This is a genomic window from Streptomyces ureilyticus, from assembly GCF_011045025.1.
In the GTDB taxonomy this organism is placed as follows: Bacteria; Actinomycetota; Actinomycetes; order Streptomycetales; family Streptomycetaceae; genus Streptomyces; species Streptomyces ureilyticus.
In genome coordinates, this window is the sequence record NZ_JAAKZX010000432.1 from 1 (window position 1) to 2142 (window position 2142).

At 71.7% G+C, this 2142-nt stretch carries 1 protein-coding gene; it reads right to left on the reverse strand.

Features of this window, described 5'->3' with window-relative positions; genetic code table 11:
- On the reverse strand, window positions 1-2142 hold a 2142-nt coding region (locus G6048_RS47880; RefSeq protein ID WP_165345867.1), incomplete at both ends, for an acyltransferase domain-containing protein.

Consider the following 2142-nt stretch of genomic DNA (forward strand, 5'->3'; position numbering starts at 1 on the left):
CCCCCCTCCCCGACAACCACCCACCGCTCCGACGAAACCGACGAGACAGGTGAGACGGGCGTCCACGAAATCGCGAACAGAGAGTCCTGGTCGGCACTGGTCGCCTGCCGCAGTTGCCCGGCGGCGACCGCCCGGGTGAGCAGGGCATCCACGTGGGCCACCGGCCGGCCCTCGGTGTCGGCCAGGCTCACGGACACCGTGTCCGGGCCGGCCGGGGACAGGCGAACGCGGAGGTTCGTCGCTCCCTGGGCGAACAGCGTCACGCCGTTCCAGGTGAACGGCAACCGCACCCGAGCTTCTCCGCGGTCGGCGGCCAGACCCGCGTGCAGGGCCGCGTCCAGCAGCGCGGGATGGATACCGAATGCCGCCGCGCCCTCAGCCTGGTCCTCGGGCAGGACGACCTCGGCGAAGACGTCGTCCCCGCACCGCCACGCGGCCCGCAGCCCCTGGAACACCGGCCCGTAGCCGTAGCCCGACGCGGCAAGATCCTCGTAGAAACCGTCCAAGGCCAACGGCTGCGCACCGGCGGGGGGCCACACCGTGAGGTCGAACGACTCGCCCGCGGGCTCGGGGGCGAGCCGGCCATCGGCATGCCGGGTCCAGTCCCGGGCGCCGGCCGGCCGGGCGTGCACGCTCAGCGAGCGCCGCCCGGACGGGTCCTCCGTGCCCACCCGCACCTGCACGGCGACCGTTCCGTTTGCGGGGATCGTCAGTGGTGCTTCGAGCGTCAATTCCTCGACCAGGCCGCATCCGACCTCGTCTCCGGCCCGCACGGCGAGTTCCACCCATGCCGTGCCCGGCAGCAGCACCATGCCGTCCACCACGTGGTCGAGCAGCCAGGGATGCGTGCTTGCGGAAAGCCGTCCGGTCAGTACGACACCCTGGTCCTCGGCCAGTTCCACCGCCGCCCCGAGCACCGGGTGGCGTGCCGCGTCGAGGCCGAGGGCATCGGGGGCGCTGCCGGCCGAACGCGCGTCCTCCAGCCAGTAGCGCCGGCGTTGGAAGGCGTAGGTGGGCAGCTCGACCTGCCGCCCGCCCGGCAGCAGTGCGGTCCAGTCGACGTCGGCGCCGTGGACGTAGGCCTGCGCCACCGAAGTGGCGAAGCGCTCCATACCGCCCTCGTCACGACGCAGCGATCCCACCACGACACCCGGCACATCCACCGCGGCAATCGTCTCGGTGATCCCCGGAGCCAGCACCGGATGCGGACTGCACTCGATGAACAGCCCCAACCCCTGCGCCAGCAGACTCCGGGTCGCCGTCTCGAACTCCACCGGCTGCCGCAGATTACGCACCCAGTACTCGGCATCCAGCTGCTCGGTCGACAACCAGTCACCCGTCACCGCGGAACAAAACGGCACCCGCGACGCCACCGGCTCCACCACCGCAAGCTCTCGCAGCAGTTCCTCACGGATCTGCTCCACGTGCGCCGAATGCGAGGCGTAGTCCACCGGCACCCGCCGCGCCCGCACACCCTCCGCCTCACACAAAGCCAGCAACTCCTCCAACGCCGGCACATCACCACTGACCACCGTCGACCCAGGCCCGTTGGCCGCCGCCACACCCACCCGGTCCGGCCAGCGCTCCACCACCTGCTCCACCCACGCCCGGCCGGCCGCCACCGAGACCATGCCACCCAACCCCGACAGCCTCCGCAACGCCCGGCTGCGCAACGCCACCACCCGCGCCGCATCCCCGAGCGACAAACCCCCCGCCACACACGCCGCCGCAATCTCACCCTGCGAATGCCCCACCACCGCCGCCGGCTCCACCCCCATCGAACGCCACACCCCGGCCAGCGACACCATCACCGCGAACAACACCGGCTGCAGCACATCCACCTGCTCCCACCGCTCGGCCGCCGCACCACCGCCCCGCAAAACCTCACTCAACGACCAGTCCACAAACGGCGCCAGCGCCCGCTCACACTCCTCGATCGCCCCCGCAAACACCGGCGAGGAATCCAGCAAACCCACCGCCATCCCCTGCCACTGCGACCCCTGCCCCGGAAACACGAACACCGCCCGGCCACGTTCCTGCGCCACACCGGACACACCGCAAACCACCGACGCCGACGGCGTGCCCGCAGTCAACGCCCGGTGCGCGAGCTGGTTGTTGGCGGCGCCGCACACGATCCGCGCG